Consider the following 15,593-nt stretch of genomic DNA (forward strand, 5'->3'; position numbering starts at 1 on the left):
ATCATTTGGGAATAAAAATGGTAAAAATCAAAATGATAGCATAACTAAATTAAATGTAGGTTTCGATTTATATTATATATGTAAATTATAAAGGTATGGTGGCGATAATATGACAATAGGCTAAGCGTTTTCTCTGAGTGCATCTGTATATTGCATTTGTATGACATAATAAGAAATCAGTGCAATCAACGATACATAATTTGGTACAATAAATATGATTGTGACAAGGAGGTACACGATGAAGATATCACGCCCAAAAATTTATGAGCAAATAGCAAATAGGTTGATTGAACAAATAGAGAATGGTGTGTTAAAAGAAGGGGAACGCCTCCCCTCTATTCAAAAATTAGCAAAAGATTATGGCGTGAGTAATGCTTCAGTACGTGAGGCTTTAAATGCACTGCGCATTATCGGTTTGGTTGAGATTAAACACGGTTATGGCACCTTCGTAAAGCAGAAAACACCACAGTTGTTTGATTTTATTTCCCAAGCATTGACGCCTAAACGAGTGAAAGAAATTTTAGAGTTACGTGAAGTGGTAGAATTATCGACAGCACAATTTACAGCGGAACGTCGAACAGATGCAATGCTGACAGAAATGGAATTGGCATTGGAAGATATGGCACAAGCGATGCGTATGGACAAGTCAGGGGAAGAAGCAGACTTACGATTTCATTTAGCAATTGCCAAAGCATCAGACAATGAATTGTTGTACGAATTGTTGCATAATATTTCCGACTTAATTCAACAGACGATGAAAGGGACGCGTCATATTTATTTATATAATCGTCAAAAAACAATGGAACGCTTATTAGAAGAACACGTTGCCATTTTAACTGCGATTCAACAACAAAATGGTGCAATGGCGAAACATCAAATGGCCCGTCACTTAGCAGAGGTGCGTCAAACATTGGTAGAGCACTATATTATGGACTAGTTCAAGTAAGCGCATACACAGAGAGAGTGTGTGTTACGGTTAAAAGGATGTCATGTGGATGTAGGTAGATTACTACTTTGAAATTGCTGAGGGAAGAGTATATATCTGAGGTAAAAATGCGGTTTAATCAGTTTGAGTATACTACAGCGTTTTTGTCTCGCTTCCAAAACATTAATAAAAAGAGAGGTGTTCGTTTTGAAAGTTGGTTTATATATTGCGTTACTTTGTGGCATTATTTCAGGTGCCTGTATCTTTTTTAACGTAGGCTTGTTTCCATCAATGGTTTTCCCAGTTATTATCGGGATGATAGGCATTATTGCAACATTATGGACACTGCCGAATCCGGATATTAGTAACATGTTGAAATTGGGTGGTATTTTAGTGAACGGCTTTCCAGTGATTGCTGGATTCATGCAGATCTTAGGAAACTCATGAAAAGCTGTTGTTGTTTGACACATAAACACTTATAATGAACAAGATAACTATATGATGAAGGAGATTCATTTGCCATGACAGCAGAAACAAATTACTTTTGGTTAAATTGTGGTTATAACAGATGGAATCACAATGAGCCGTTAGTAGGACAAACCACTGTCTTTGAATCAGGGGCACAATTCAACCCGACACAAGGGTTTCGTGCGTTCAAGCAAGCGCAAGTAGGAGATAAAGTTATCTTTTACCAAGTACAAACAGATGCCGGCTTGCTTGGTTGGGGCGAAATTACGAGTGTGATGACAGGTGCACAAAATAAAATACACGTTCAGTTTAAGTTTAATGAAACATTTAAACCACTCACAACAGAATATTTAAAGCGTAGTGAAGCGCTAGAGTTTCGCATGAATAATATGAAAGAAACGCTATTTAACAAGATCTCGTATGATGAGTTTGAGTTGATTAAAGGGCTTGGTACAGGCGATGTGACGATTCCACGTTATTTCTTTATGTCTGAAACAGAGACGTTTGAACCCGATGAGAAATATACGATTTATACGCATACGCGTAATGGGATTAAACGCAATGGTTACCATCACTATACGCAACTTGAAATCGGAGACCAAATTATTGTATATAACAAACAGATGAATCAGTCTATCGTTGGGCGTGCAGAAGTGGCACATCATATACATACACGACCTCCTGAAGCGGGTAGAACGAATAGTACGGCGATTGAGATTCGTTATTTGGAAGATATTCATCCGATTAGCTTGATGACGCTCAACAAGCATCCGAAATTAAAAAATCTCTACTTTTTACAAGAAAATGCGAAACAAGCGATTGCGAGCTTAACGCCGACACAGTATCATGCGATGATGGAAATGAGTGAGAATGACGGTTTGAAAGGGCAATTTGAGACGGTTAAGTCGGACTATGAGTTGCCTAAAGATGAAGATGTGAAGCCGTTTATCTTATTATTGGCAGATGATAAAGCAGAAGGGTTAAAAGCAGCGACAGCGCTCGTGGAAAAGGCGAATGCGACACCAGTCATGACGGTGGGACATCCAGATTTTATGGAAGAAATGTTGTACGGACGTTATTTACCAAATGAAGCCGGTGCATTGTACTATCGTGAAGGCTTTATTACAGATTTAATGCCGAAAACAGATCGTCAATATTTGGTCATTGATCAATTCAATCGCATTGATCCGGATATTTTCCAAACGTTTATCAACGTGCTAGAAGGCTATGAAATGACACTGCCGCGTTACAATAAAGATGGCAGTATGATTAAATGGAGTCGTGAAAAAGATTCATTCTACCGTTTTAACCCGAACTGGCATATTGTTGGTGTGACATATTTAACACCGCAAGAAGTGAAAGAAAAGTATTCGACACAAATGTTGAAATATACACGTATTATTCAAGTGAAAAAATAGTTTGATAAAAGCGAGTGGGACAATGACAACTTTCAAAGCAGTTGTTTATTGTCCTCTTTTTATTTGTGAAATATATGACATCTAAAACTATGTGGTGCATAACATTCTGAATATTCTTGCGAGTTCTTTCGAGAAATAGTATGATAATTGTAATCGCTTACTTATAAGTGAAGGGGAGAGGTTAAAATTGAATATTAAGAAACGAGAGAAGAAAGAGATTAATGTTTGGTATGCACTTTTGACACTCGGTATTATGATTGCAGCGATGCTATTTACAGTTGTAAAGCTGCAACAGGCGCCACATATTCCATTACTTATCGGGACATCTGTTGCGATTATTATTACGATGTGCCATGGCTATGAATGGGATGAAGTGGAAGACATGATGTACAAGGGGATTAAACACGCATTGCCAGCGGTTGTCATCATCATGCTCGTCGGGTTAATTATCGGTGCATGGATCGGTAGCGGTGTCGTAGCAGCCATGATTTTCTACGGACTGAAATTGATCTCGCCAACATATTTCTTAGCTGTAGTAGTTATTATTTGTGGTATCGTCGCATTAGCCATCGGAAGCTCATGGTCGACAATGGCAACAGTCGGTGTTGCTTCCATGGGTATTGGTATTAGTATGGGATTATCACCAGGTATGGTCGCAGGGGCAGTTATTTCTGGCGCATACTTCGGCGATAAAATGAGTCCATTATCCGATACAACGAACTTAGCGTCCGGACTAACAAATGTTGATTTGTTTGATCATATTAAGCATATGTTCTATACAACGATTCCAGGCCTGGTTATTAGTTTAATTGCCTTTTTTATACTTGGTCAGATGTATGGAAGCGACCATTTGAATCAAGGGCGTATTAATTCTATTATGAATGCGATTAACGATGCCTTTTTCATCACACCGTGGTTATTACTTGTACCGCTTATTGTTATTATCGCAGTAGCAATGAAAGTACCAGCCATTCCGGCAATTGTGCTCGGTATCGTACTCGGATTTTTCACACAAATCTTTGTGCAAGGCGATTCTTTAGCAACTGCTGTACAATCATTACAAACAGGGTACGTCTTGGAGTCAGGAAACAAGACAATTGACGAATTGTTCAACCGCGGTGGCTTAGAGTCAATGTTCTACACAATCTCGCTGACGCTCGTTGCGATGACGTTTGGGGGTCTGCTCGAGTACTCAGGTATGTTGAAAGCGTTGATTTCTGTCGTCTTGAAATTTGCGAAAAATACAGGTAGTTTAATTGCATCTGTAATTATTTCATGTTTTGGAACAAACTTATCATGTTCAGAGCAATATATTTCAATTATCGTACCATCACGTATGTATGTATCGACATTTATCGACAAAGGATTGCATCCGAAAAACTTATCACGTGCGCTTGAAGACGGTGGTACTTTAACATCTGTTTTCGTACCATGGAATACGTGTGGTGTGTTCATTTTGACAACGTTAAACGTCCATGTTATTGAATACGCACCATTTGCGATACTGAATTATATTGTGCCGATTATTTCAATTATTTACGGTTTTATCGGCTTTAAAATTATTAAGTTAACACAAGAAGAAAAAGTGTATTTCGAACAGCAAAACGCTATGCAATAAATGTGGAGCAACAACGCCTAAAAAAATAGGGTGTTGTTGCTTTTTTAGGGTGTTGAGACTTGTAATAATATGGAGGTAAGTAGATTTATTTTCCATTCTTTTATAGAAACGTTAAGATGAGAGATGAGGTGAGGACGATGCCAATTATTTATTATGATGATAAATGTGTATACTGTTACAACTATGCGATATGGCTCATTCGCCATGGTTTACCGCGTAGCTATCAATTTGTACCACTAAAAAGTGAGGCAGGGCGTATGTTAGAGCGGAAACATCCGAAAGTTGCGTCGAAAAATAGTGTGATTTTGCAACGTGGCGATCAGTTGACGTATGAATCAACGGCGATTGTTCATATGTTATGGGCGTTGGACAGTTATAAGTGGCTAGGTGCGTTGTTATGGAGTGTGCCGAAACCGCTACGGGATTTTGGCTATCGTTGTTTTGCGAACAATCGCGATAAGCTTTGGTCTGCAACGTGGGCGACAGCTACTGCTGACGAACAAGCATTTTTCATAGAATAGTGAGGTTTGACAGATGACACAAAATATTATTGTTATCGGTAGTGCATCGATGGATTTGACGGTACAAACAGATGTAATTCCGAATCAAGGCGAGACGGTGCTCGGCGATAGCTTGTTAATGGCACCCGGCGGAAAAGGCGCAAATCAAGCCGTTGCAGCTGCACGTCTCAAGCGCAATCAAGAAGTGTATATGATTGGAGCGGTAGGCGATGATGCGTTTGGGAAAACCATTATTGAAAATTTGCAACAGTCTGGTGTGAATACGACGTATATGCAGACGGTTGCAGGTGAACATTCAGGTACAGCACATATTACGCTGTATGATAAAGACAATCGTATTATTGTCGTGCCGGAAGCAAACAATGCAATTTTACCGGATGTTGTGTTACCAATATTACAACGTTTTGAGCGGGGTGATATTGTTGTTATGCAACAAGAAATTCCTGCTGAAACGGTAGAAGCAGTAATTAAAGAATCGACACAACTTGGCTTGCAAGTCATATTGAATCCAGCACCGTATCGTCCGATTGATATGCAGTTGCTTGATCAAATTGCGTATATAACGCCGAACGAAAGTGAATGTCAGCAATTATTTGATGGCAAGGTGGGCGAGGCGTTAGCACAATATCCAAATAAGTTGATTGTGACACTTGGGGCAGACGGTGCCGCGTATTTCAATCAAACGCAATATACAGTCCCTGCATATCCGTGTGATGTTGTTGATACGACAGGTGCAGGCGATACATTTAACGGTGCGTTAGCGGTAGCGTTAAGTGAAGGACAATCGCTTGAAGCGGCATTGCGTTTTGCAAATATGGCATCACGTTTTGCGGTAAGCGTATTAGGTGCACAAGGCGGGATTCCGACACGTCAAGATGTTGATGAAGCACTTAGCGAATAAAGGCCCTATTGTGTTGTAGTATGTATTTAGAATCAGGAAGGAATCGTTTCTATTGCGAGACTCCTTGCAGCATAAGACGAAGCGAGAAATCCAGAAACGCTTCTAAATGCTTTAAATTAAAGCGTTTATTAGTTCGAGCGAGGCCTGCAGGAAAGCGAGCAATAAAGAAACGATGGTACTTTTAATTATCTATATCCATCACAGAAGATGGACAGCCCGAATAAAAAACCCCCACAACGAGCAGGCGAGAGCCGCTAAAAGTTGTGGGGTTTGTATGAGCAAGATTAATTATTCAGCAATTTCAAGCGCAACTTCCATCATTTGCGTAAATGAGTTTTGACGCTCTTCTGCTGTTGTTGCTTCGTCACGTAATAAGTGGTCAGAAACTGTAAAGATACCTAATGCTTTTTTGCCTGCTTTAATCGCATTTAAGTAGAGACCTGCAGATTCCATTTCAACGCCTAAGACACCCATATCAATCCATTTTTGGTTGAAGTCAGCGTTAGCGTTGTAGAATGTGTCTGAAGATAAGACGTTACCAACATGTGTGCGCGCACCAATGGCATCCGCTTTTTCCTTCGCTTTAACAATTAAGTCAAAGTCTGCAAGTGGTGTAAAGTTACCTGGAATTTGGAATTGATCGACAAAGTTTGAGTTTGTAGATGCACCTTGTGCAATGATGATGTCATATAATTGAATATCTTCTTGCATTGCGCCACATGAACCAATGCGGATAATCGTGTCTACATCGAAAAAGTTGTATAACTCATATGAGTAAATACCGATACTTGGAATCCCCATACCAGAACCCATTACAGAGATTTCTTTCCCTTTATATGTGCCTGTGTAACCGAACATGTTACGAACTTCATTGAACTGTTCTACATTTTCTAAGAAGTTATCCGCAATATACTTTGCGCGTAATGGATCGCCTGGCATTAATACCGTCTTAGCAATTTTCGTTCCGTTTGGTTGAATGTGTGGTGTACCTTGTGTCATAACAAACAGCTCCTTGAATAATTTATTTTTATTGGATTACCTTAAAGATAACAGACCCAGTCTGAAATGTCGATTAGAGTTGCTAAATGTGATTGGACGTCCATTTGCACAATAAAAAATATTAATCAAAATATTTACGATTTATAGTCCGAAATATTTATCAAATGAAACATAATCATATATAATAAAAGAGAAAAGGCTTACAAAATAAAAGTTTTATATCAAGTAAGCTGATTAAATGCGACAGAGAGAAGAGGAGAATAATCATGAGAATGGTAGACATTATCGCAAAAAAAAGAGACGGACATGCGTTGACAACGGAAGAGATTAAGTTTTTTGTAGATGGCTATACGAAAGGTGATATTCCAGATTATCAAATGTCGAGCTTAGCAATGGCGATTTTCTTCCAAGATATGACAGATGAAGAACGTGCAGACCTAACAATGGCGATGGTCGAATCAGGCGATCAAATCGACTTATCAGATATTAAAGGGATTAAAGTAGATAAGCACTCAACAGGTGGTGTCGGCGATACAACAACACTTGTGCTTGCGCCTTTAGTAGCAGCTTTAGAGATTCCAGTTGCTAAAATGAGTGGTCGTGGATTAGGTCATACGGGTGGTACAATTGATAAATTAGAAGCGGTTGAAGGGTTCCACGTTGAAATTTCAGAAGAGGATTTTGTTAAGTTAGTGAATGAAGATCATCTTGCGGTTATCGGACAAACAGGGAACTTAACACCTGCAGATAAGAAAATTTATGCGCTACGTGATGTGACAGGAACGGTTAACTCTATTCCTTTAATTGCATCATCAATTATGAGTAAGAAAATTGCAGCAGGTGCAGACGCAATTGTACTGGACGTTAAAACAGGTAACGGTGCGTTTATGAAAACGGTAGAAGATGCAGAACAATTAGCGCATGCGATGGTAAAAATCGGTAACCAAGTAGGCCGTAATACAATGGCGATTATTTCTGATATGAGTCAACCGCTTGGCCGAGGTATTGGTAATGCGCTTGAATTGAAAGAAGCGATTGACACATTAAAAGGTGAAGGTCCTGAAGATTTAACAGAATTAGTGTTAACACTTGGCTCACAAATGGTGGTCTTAGCTGAAAAAGCGGAAACATTAGAAGAAGCACGTGACATGTTACAAGGCGTGATTGACAATGGTAAAGCACTTGAGAAGTTCAAAGTGTTCTTAAGCAACCAAGGTGGCGATGCATCTGTTGTAGATGACCCATCTAAACTACCAACAGCAAAATACACATTTGAATTACCAGCGAAACAATCAGGTGTGGTATCTGAAATGATTGCGAACGAAATTGGTATCGCTTCTATGATGTTAGGTGCAGGCCGTCAAACAAAAGAAGATACAATCGACTTAGCGGTCGGTCTTGTATTAAACAAAAAAGTCGGAGACAAAGTAGAAGAAGGCGAATCACTGTTAACAATCTATGCGAACCAAGAAGATGTTGAACAAGTGAAACAAAAATTATATGATAACATCACAATTAGTGATCAAGGCGAAGTGCCAACATTAATTCATAAAATCATTACAGAATAGAGGATGACATGTTATGAAGTGGATCAGTCGACAATTGTTGGCTATCTTGTTTACAACGGCAGGATATTTACATTTCAAACGAGAGCGTAATTTTCGCAACATCGTCCCGCATTATTTGCCATTTAAACGTGAAATTGTATGGCTGACAGGCGTGATGGAGCTTATATTCGGCATTGGCTTAGCATTGAAAAAGCCGGGTTACTGGTTTAAACATGCGATTATCGCCTTTTTATGGGCGGTATTCCCAGCAAATATTTATATGGCACGCCATCAACTGCCACTTGGCGACAAAGAACTGTCTAAAAAGGCATTGTACGGTCGCTTACCTTTACAATTTGTCTTAATGGCATGGGTACGTAAACTTTAATAACGCAAAAAACACGGGTGCCATGACGCATCCGTGTTTTTTTGCGTTTTCGATTTATCCTTCACCAAAGACATCGTGCCATTGATCGCGTTTATCAAGGAAAGTTTGTGCAATTTCTTTTGCACCTTCTAAAGAATGAGAGGCAGCCCAACCGCATTGTACTTCGTTGCATGCCGGTACTTCCGTCGCATTAAGTACGTCATGAATTGTTTTTTCAACAATAGCTAATACATCTTCATAATCATCGTGGTTAATAAATGATACATAAAAACCTGTTTGACAACCCATTGGGCTTAAATCAACCACTTTATCTGTATGATTGCGAATGTTTTCTGCCATTAAGTGTTCAAGTGAGTGCAAACCAGGCATATCCATATGTTCTTTGTTTGGCTGCTTGAAGCGAATATCGTACTTATGAATTTCATCTCCGTTTGCACCTGTCATTTTACCTGCTAAACGAATATAAGGTGCAACAACCTTCGTATGATCTAAATTAAAACTTTCAACATTCATTTTTGGCATAGTATTCTCGTGCCTCCTTTACTATTTATCGTTATTCTATCATATTCAATAAAAAGTAAAAGGGGACTGCTCGCTGTATGTAAGCGTATTATACAAAAATGCTGAGGAAAATTTTGAAAATATCGAAAAAATTACATGACAAATGATTATAAATCCGATAGAATGAGTAATAATTAAATAACAATTTATCAAGAGTGGTGGAGGGAATTGGCCCTGTGAAACCCTGCAACCTCATCGGAGACGATAAAGGTGCTAAATCCAACAGCAAGTATGCTGACAGATAAATGACGTGGACAAGAGGTTATCAACTTTGTACATACCGCACTTGATAAATGTTGCGTGATGATAAGGTTGATAACTTTTTTTATTGAAGGGAGTTTTTCACTTGGTTACAGTAAAACAACAAATATTAGACTACATCGATAATCATCGACTCAGTTATTTAGATATGAGTCATCAAATACATGAACGCCCTGAGTTAGGGAATGAAGAATTATTTGCATCACGCTTATTAATTGATCATTTAAAGCGACACGATTTTGAAGTGAAACGTGATATTGCAGGTCATGCGACAGGCTTTATCGCAACGTATCAATCTGATAAACCGGGGCCTAAAATTGGCTTTTTAGCAGAATATGACGCGTTACCAGGTTTAGGCCATGCGTGCGGGCACAATATTATTGGTACATCGAGCGTCCTTGCAGGTGTGGCGCTGAAGCAAGTCGTCGATGAAATTGGTGGCACAGTCGTCGTGTACGGTTGTCCAGCTGAAGAAGGCGGCGAAAATGGTTCAGCCAAAGCATCTTATGTGAAAGAAGGGCTTATCGACGTCGATGTTGCACTTATGATTCACCCGGGAAATGAAACCTACCCAACGATTCATACATTGGCAGTAGACGTGTTAGATATTAAATTTTTCGGACGTAGCGCACATGCATCAGAAAATGCGTATGAAGCACGCAACGCCTTAGATGCAATGCTTAGCTTCTTCAATGGTGTTGCACAGTTACGCCAACATATTCAGTCTTCTGAACGTGTCCATGGCGTTATTCTAGACGGTGGTAAAGCAGCGAATATTATTCCTGACTTCACACATGCACGTTTCTATACACGTGGCACAACTCGCAAATCTTTGGATGTGTTGACGCAACGTGTCCATGATATTGCGAAAGGTGCGGCGTTACAAACGGGCTGTAATTATGAGTTTGGTCCAATTCAAAATGGCGTAAATGAATTTATTAAAGCCCCGTTGTTAGACCAATTATTTGAAGAATACGCAGAAGAACTCGGTGAAGAAGTGAGTCATGATGACTTTGGTTTCGGTTCGACAGATACAGGTAACGTGAGCCATGTTGTCCCAACGATTCACCCACACGTTAAAATTGGCCCACGCAGCTTAGTAGGCCATACACATCGTTTTAGAGAAGCAGCAGTCAGTCCAATGGGAGATAAAGCGCTAATCAAAGGAGCAAAAATTATTGCATTGATGGGCGCAAGATTAATTGAAGATCCAGCACACCTAGAGATGATTCAGCATGAGCATCATTTATTAAGGGAGCAATTATTATGACCGATGTAAAAAATAAGTATCCACATGTCACAATGGCACAGTTGTATGCAGATGATGTTGTGTATTCCTCACGACCGTCTTATATTTCCAATCCATGGTTGGAACCGGACGAACATCAATCCAACTTTTTATCTGCGAGAGAACTTTTAATTGCGGATATGCCAGTCATTGTGCATGAAGCAAGTGTGACGGACAAATTAGCAACGTTATTTGCACTCATTAACCATACAATTCCTAATAATTTGTATTATTTTAATGATCAGCAGTCATACGAGCAACTGTTACAACGTTTATCATTGGAAGAAGGGCGTAAAATTTATTTTCAATATGTGCATGATGATAGTATCGTGCCACCGCAACAGTATGCGATGAATAAGCAAACATTTGTTGACCTTAACAACAAATCTAAAATACCTGAGTGGACGGATGGAAAATATTTGCCACGTCGTGAAGTGGTCGCTTTTGAAGACTTTGAACCAGCAGTACGTCAGTGGGATTTGCCAGTTGTTATTAAGCCGGGCGATGAGCTACCGACAGCAGGTGGCTACGGCGTCATGATTTGTTATACGCAAGATGAGTTAGAGTGTGCGATTGAGCGTGTGAAAAAGGCAGAAGCAGCCACGGATACATTAATTATTGAACAATGTGTAGAAGCTGTCGAAAACTATTGCGTTCAATTCGCCCAACATCCGGACAAAGGGATTCTTTACCTTGGGGCGGCCAAACAATTGACGAATGAATATGGCTTTTATAAAGGTAATGTGAACGCGCAACATGTGCCACAAGCCGTAATTGACGCCGGTCACGCTTTAATGGAAAAAGCCGTTGCGGTAGGTTTTGTCGGTATCGCAGGGTTTGATATTTTAGAAGATGCCAATGGCGATGTTTATGCGATTGATTTGAATTATCGCCAAAACGGTTCGACGAGTATGTTGTTGCTCGATGAAGCGTTAACAGGAACGCATCATAAATTTTATAGTTATGTTGCAAAAGGGGACAACGCACGTTTTTTCGAGGCGATTCAAACATTCGTCAAAAAAGGCGTCCTCTTCCCGTTGTCATACTATGACGGCGATTGGTACGAAGACCGTCATGTCGATTCAAGATTCGGTTGCATTTGGCATGCAGACAGCGATGAAACGATTGCTGAATACGAACGTGCATTTCTTGAACAAGCAGGATTACCAGCCGAGTAGGGTAACGTTTTACGAAGTCAGTGCACCTTTATCATTCTCTTATGTAATATGTCTAAAGTATGTTATAGTCTAACTAACTGGATTTAGACGAAGAGAATGAACAAGTGAAGGAGTTATAGCATGTCTTATAAAAGTGAACGTTTTTATAAAGATATATTAACGAACGAGCAATTTTTTATTGCAGTTAAAGACAAAAAGATTATTAAGCACACATACCAAGACCGTCCGTACTTCTGTTTTTGGACACGCGAGTCATTAGCAGAAGAGTACTTACAAAAATTTGAAATTGCGTATGACAAGCTTGTGACGATGGATATTGACCGCTTTGCCACATATGAACTAGACGATATGTTCGACGAAGAAGACGAAGCATTGGTCAATGTGACGAAAAATGCTGCCGGTCATGAGATTAAAATCGTTGAAGCGATGAACGAGATTATGACAGACTTAGACAACATTCGAATTCGTGAGTTTGTTCAAGATGTCGCTAAAACAGACACAGTGTATGGTTTGACGCAAAAAGGGATGAAGCAGTTTGCAGTTGTCTATGATGAAAATGATAACTTTGAACAATCACACTTTATGCCTGTATGGAGCTTGAGTAAACGTGCCGAAAGTGTGGCAGAGGAAGACTTTGAATCGTTTGAACTGATTGATGTCGAAGGAGAAGTCTTTGCGGAATGGTTAGATGAACTTCGCGATGATAACCGTTACGTTGCCATTGATATTAAGCCGGGCGTCGTAGGAACGATTGTCTCTGCACAAAAATTAGCAAATGAACTGACATTTTAATAAACGAAAAAGTGGGAAGGCGACCTTGCGCATACAAGGTTTGCGTTCCCATTTTGTTGTTTTAAAGATATAATGCACCAAGTGCACCAGAAAAAGCGCCGTTATCTAAATAATGTGGTTTAAAACCACGTAAAATCGTATAATCTGTAACGACTTTTTGGAGTAATGGATTATTATGGAATGATGAACCGATATATACGACATCTTCCGCATGATGTTCACGTGCGACATGTATAGAAACCGTCGTAATACTTTCACCAACGACACCCATTACAGAAGCCAGTTTATCAGCATCCGTAAATGTTTCATCTAAGTTGTGAAGGACGTTTCCAAAGTTCGCAGCCGTCAATTCACCGGAGATAGGTGGTGTATCATTTTTATAAATATGTTTTACTTTCAAGTCGATAATATCTCGATTTCCGTTTTGAGCAAGATTCGTCAATTGTTCATAATCATTAATTTCTGTTAGAAGATAGCCAAGCCCACGGATCATACCGCCACCTGTACCAATCCCACCAACACGTTGTTGACCAGACGCATCTGATAAATGAATAGACGTGCCCGTGCCGACATTTGAAAAAATATAGCGTTCAATGTCAGTACCTTGCTCTTTAAGTAGAATTTGAACCCCTTTCGCAGCAGCATCAAATTCAATATAAGTTTTCGCATCACAATCGAGTAAATCATTAAGCATTTTAGCTTTCCCGCCTGTAATATGTATATCTTGACACGGTTGATCATTGAGCCATGCCGCAACCTCTTCTAGTTGTGTTGATAAATACGTTTGATACGTGCGCTGATCATCTTGTTCGACAACCACTTTGATCAATGTCCCACCAGCATCAATACCGATTCGCATGAAACGTCACCTCTTCGTTAATAGTTATATGTCTATATTAAATGAAAACAGCATAAATGGATAGTGACAATCACTGCAAAAGTCGTTTTACGTAAAGAAGGTACTGAATGTATATAAAAAGGCTGCCTATCTTTTGTAATAGATAAATAAAAGTACCATCGTTTCTTTATTGCTCGCTTCGGCTTATGCTGCAAGGCGTCGCGCAATAGAAATGATTTCTTCATGTTTCTAAATATATACAACAACACAAAAAGTCGTTCTATTTATAAAAATTCCCCTTAAAAGTAATATAGAATTCTAACTTTTAAGGGGAAATATGACTTGTTCAAGTTCTACTTAAATCCTAAGCGCTTTTAAGACAATTATTATTTACATCTCATCATTTTTTTCACGTTCTTCAATTGTTTTGCTGAAGTCTTTTTCGTCTTCGATATGTGTCATTTGGAAGTGCTCGGTCGGTTCTCGATGCAAGGCACGCATAAGCGAGAAAATCATCAGCAATAAGATAATAGAGAATGGTAGCCCTGTTACGACGGAAGCGGTTTGTAAGCTTGTTAAACCACCAGCTACTGTGAGAGCAACTGAGATACCACCGATTAAAAGTCCCCAAACGACTTTATGTTTACGTTTCGGATTTTCTACGCCACCTGTTGCCATACCGGATACGATATGTGTCGTTGAGTCGGCGCTTGTGACGATGAACGTGAAGATTAAAATAATTGCTAATGCACTTGTTACTTCGTAGAGCGGGAAGTGACGTAGCAATTCAAACAATGCGACGGTATAGTCCTTGTCGACGACTTTTGCAATATTTGAATTTTTGTGTAAGACCCAGTTAATGGCTGTGCCCCCAAATCCGGCAATCCAAGTGAAAGAAATTGCAGGTGGGATAATCAATACGCCGATAACGAATTCACGAATCGTACGGCCGCGTGAGACACGTGCGACGAACCCACCTATAAATGGTGACCAAGAGATGACCCATGCCCAGTAGAAGACAGTCCACTGTTGAATCCAGGCATTATCACCTGAATAAGGATCCATGCGTAAGCTGTACGATACGAAATTTGAAATATAATCACCAATGGATACGGTAAATGTTTCGACGATAAAACGTAAATCGCCGAAAATAAAAATAAAGATTAACAGTAATGCACCGATAAGAATATGTGAACTACTCACCACTTAGCTAAAACTAAAATTTTTTAACGCTTGAAGTGGGAGCTTCTTGGGAATAGAGCGTACTTGCTAGTTTATTTTTTTGCTAACAGCGGTGTCTCTTATTTACCAAGCTATCCCCGTAGTTCCTACGGTTCTTGATGCTACTTAAGCTAATGCCATTATTCTTAGACCTTCGTTCAAGATATTTATACTGGCATTGATATCTCGATCATGATGTGTACGACAAACAGTACAAGTCCATTTTCGGATTTCAAGAGACTTCTTGCCGTCTTTGTGACCACATTTTGAACAGATTTGACTAGATGCAAACCATTTGTCTACCTTAATGATTTTCCGTCCGTACCACTCAGCCTTATATTGTAATTGCGTCACAAAACGAGACCAAGAGACATCAGAAATACTTTTTGCCAATTTATGATTACGTAACATACCTTTTGTGTTTAAGTCTTCAATACAGATGATATCGTGGTTTTTGATAATTTCTGTACTTAACTTATTCAAGAAATCAGTACGTTGGTTCATTACTTTATCATGTAATCGCGCTACTTTTCGTTTTTGTTTTTGATAGTTCTTTGCTTTAAACTGGACCCTATAGATTAGACACTAAAAAAAGAGTGTCGGTCTATAGGGTTATTTTAATGTATAATTTGAGTAACTACTCTAATGACTGAGAGGTGCAAATTGATG

The 15,593-nt window shown here is 39.3% G+C and carries 14 protein-coding genes, 2 pseudogenes and 1 riboswitch; of the genes and pseudogenes, 11 read left to right on the forward strand and 5 right to left on the reverse strand.

Features of this window, described 5'->3' with window-relative positions; all coding sequences use genetic code 11:
• Positions 1-238 precede the first annotated feature (238 nt).
• From TP70_RS11015 to rbsK, 6 genes are all read left to right on the forward strand, one after another.
• Positions 239-937 (forward strand): FadR/GntR family transcriptional regulator, encoded by a 699-nt coding sequence (locus TP70_RS11015; RefSeq protein ID WP_044361636.1) that lies wholly within the window; start codon positions 239-241, stop codon positions 935-937.
• A 195-nt stretch (positions 938-1,132) separates the two neighbouring features.
• Positions 1,133-1,372 carry a hypothetical protein gene (locus TP70_RS11020; RefSeq protein WP_044361637.1) on the forward strand — a complete coding sequence of 80 codons (240 nt, stop codon included), beginning with the start codon at positions 1,133-1,135 and terminating at the stop codon, positions 1,370-1,372.
• A gap of 74 nt (positions 1,373-1,446) precedes the next feature.
• Entirely contained in the window at positions 1,447-2,811 is a 1,365-nt protein-coding gene (locus TP70_RS11025) for an EVE domain-containing protein (protein WP_044361638.1), read from the forward strand.
• A 253-nt stretch (positions 2,812-3,064) separates the two neighbouring features.
• Positions 3,065-4,429, forward strand: coding sequence for a Na+/H+ antiporter NhaC (gene nhaC / locus TP70_RS11030; protein ID WP_240627002.1), 1,365 nt, complete (start codon positions 3,065-3,067; stop codon positions 4,427-4,429).
• A 137-nt stretch (positions 4,430-4,566) separates the two neighbouring features.
• Positions 4,567-4,950 (forward strand): thiol-disulfide oxidoreductase DCC family protein, encoded by a 384-nt coding sequence (locus TP70_RS11035; RefSeq protein ID WP_044361641.1) that lies wholly within the window; start codon positions 4,567-4,569, stop codon positions 4,948-4,950.
• 13 nt (positions 4,951-4,963) lie between these two features.
• Positions 4,964-5,851 (forward strand): ribokinase, encoded by an 888-nt coding sequence (rbsK, locus tag TP70_RS11040; protein ID WP_084207700.1) that lies wholly within the window; start codon positions 4,964-4,966, stop codon positions 5,849-5,851.
• 288 nt (positions 5,852-6,139) lie between these two features.
• Here the strand turns inward: rbsK and deoD are convergent, their stop codons facing one another.
• Positions 6,140-6,850 (reverse strand): purine-nucleoside phosphorylase, encoded by a 711-nt coding sequence (gene deoD, locus TP70_RS11045; RefSeq protein WP_044361643.1) that lies wholly within the window; start codon positions 6,848-6,850, stop codon positions 6,140-6,142.
• A 266-nt stretch (positions 6,851-7,116) separates the two neighbouring features.
• Here deoD and TP70_RS11050 point away from each other — a divergent pair, with 266 nt between their 5' ends.
• Together TP70_RS11050 and TP70_RS11055 are read left to right on the forward strand one after the other, a co-directional pair.
• Entirely contained in the window at positions 7,117-8,418 is a 1,302-nt protein-coding gene (locus tag TP70_RS11050) for a pyrimidine-nucleoside phosphorylase (protein WP_044361644.1), read from the forward strand.
• A 13-nt stretch (positions 8,419-8,431) separates the two neighbouring features.
• Positions 8,432-8,785 carry a DoxX family protein gene (locus tag TP70_RS11055; protein ID WP_044361645.1) on the forward strand — a complete coding sequence of 118 codons (354 nt, stop codon included), beginning with the start codon at positions 8,432-8,434 and terminating at the stop codon, positions 8,783-8,785.
• Positions 8,786-8,839: 54 nt separating this feature from the next.
• On the opposite strand, the gene TP70_RS11060 is transcribed toward TP70_RS11055, so the two are convergent.
• Positions 8,840-9,307: an S-ribosylhomocysteine lyase gene (locus TP70_RS11060; protein ID WP_044361646.1), complete on the reverse strand. Its 468-nt coding sequence runs from the start codon at positions 9,305-9,307 to the stop codon at positions 8,840-8,842.
• A gap of 182 nt (positions 9,308-9,489) precedes the next feature.
• Positions 9,490-9,594: riboswitch (SAM riboswitch) on the forward strand.
• A gap of 161 nt (positions 9,595-9,755) precedes the next feature.
• Here TP70_RS11060 and TP70_RS11065 point away from each other — a divergent pair.
• The 3 genes from TP70_RS11065 (at position 9,756) to TP70_RS11075 (ending at position 12,865) form a co-directional block, all read left to right on the forward strand.
• Complete coding sequence (locus TP70_RS11065; RefSeq protein ID WP_044361652.1) at positions 9,756-10,877, forward strand: M20 family metallopeptidase; 1,122 nt, start codon at positions 9,756-9,758, stop codon at positions 10,875-10,877.
• On the forward strand, positions 10,874-12,073 hold the full coding sequence (gene ldmS, locus TP70_RS11070) for an L-aspartate--L-methionine ligase LdmS (protein ID WP_044361647.1): 1,200 nt from the start codon (positions 10,874-10,876) through the stop codon (positions 12,071-12,073). The genes TP70_RS11065 and ldmS overlap by 4 nt, the downstream gene beginning before the upstream one ends.
• A 120-nt stretch (positions 12,074-12,193) precedes the next feature.
• Positions 12,194-12,865, forward strand: coding sequence for a DUF2750 domain-containing protein (locus TP70_RS11075; protein ID WP_044361648.1), 672 nt, complete (start codon positions 12,194-12,196; stop codon positions 12,863-12,865).
• Between the two features lie 61 nt (positions 12,866-12,926).
• On the opposite strand, the gene coaW is transcribed toward TP70_RS11075, so the two are convergent.
• From coaW to TP70_RS11090, 3 genes and pseudogenes are all read right to left on the reverse strand, one after another.
• The gene (gene coaW / locus TP70_RS11080; RefSeq protein WP_044361649.1) at positions 12,927-13,724 is read right to left on the reverse strand and encodes a type II pantothenate kinase; all 798 of its coding nucleotides are present in this window, start codon (positions 13,722-13,724) and stop codon (positions 12,927-12,929) included.
• Positions 13,725-14,093: 369 nt separating this feature from the next.
• Positions 14,094-14,906, reverse strand: a pseudogene (locus TP70_RS11085) (BCCT family transporter); the annotation flags it as partial.
• A gap of 144 nt (positions 14,907-15,050) precedes the next feature.
• A pseudogene (locus tag TP70_RS11090) lies at positions 15,051-15,485 on the reverse strand (RNA-guided endonuclease TnpB family protein); the annotation flags it as partial.
• Between the last annotated feature and the right edge of the window lie 108 nt (positions 15,486-15,593).

This window comes from Staphylococcus microti (assembly GCF_000934465.1).
Taxonomy (GTDB): Bacteria; Bacillota; Bacilli; order Staphylococcales; family Staphylococcaceae; genus Staphylococcus; species Staphylococcus microti.